The organism is Vibrio sp. 1401, assembly GCF_033340295.1.
In genome coordinates this window covers 1-553 of sequence record NZ_JAWOWF010000706.1, presented here as the reverse complement: position 1 = coordinate 553, position 553 = coordinate 1, and the positions used below count along the sequence as shown (strand labels likewise).

Here is a 553-nt window from a genome sequence, read left to right as displayed (position 1 = left end):
CATCAAACACATAGGATGGGAAACCATCCTTTGTTATTTTTAGCTAGGGAAATTATGACTCAACAAGATATAAAACTGATTGCGTTCGATCTGGATGGCACATTGTTGGACAGCGTACCTGATTTGGCCGTTGCTGCAGACCAAGCGGTACAAGCTTTGGGTTACCCTGCAGTATCGGAAGAGCAAGTACGTGATTACGTAGGTAACGGTGCTGACGTCCTGATTGGCCGTGCACTAAGCCAAAGCATGACCATCAGTAGCGATCTTAGTGAAGAGCTGCGTGCAAAAGGACGCGAGCTGTTTGATGACTTTTACGCGCAAAGCGGTCATCAGCTGAGCCATCTTTACCCAACAGTAAAAGAGACGCTAGAAGAGCTACACCAGGCAGGCTTTACGATGGCGCTTGTAACGAACAAACCATCGAAGTTTGTTCCAGAAATTCTAGAGCAACATGGCATCGCAAAATACTTTGTGGACGTATTGGGTGGTGATGCATTCCCTGAGAAAAAACCAAACCCAGTCGCACTGAACTGGTTGATGGAAAAACATCAGG

1 protein-coding gene is annotated in these 553 nt (G+C 46.5%); it reads left to right on the top strand.

Annotated features, from left to right (window positions below):
* Positions 1-54 precede the first annotated feature (54 nt).
* The coding region (locus R7Z77_RS27705; RefSeq protein ID WP_318137354.1) for a phosphoglycolate phosphatase at positions 55-553 on the top strand (499 nt) is incomplete at its 3' end.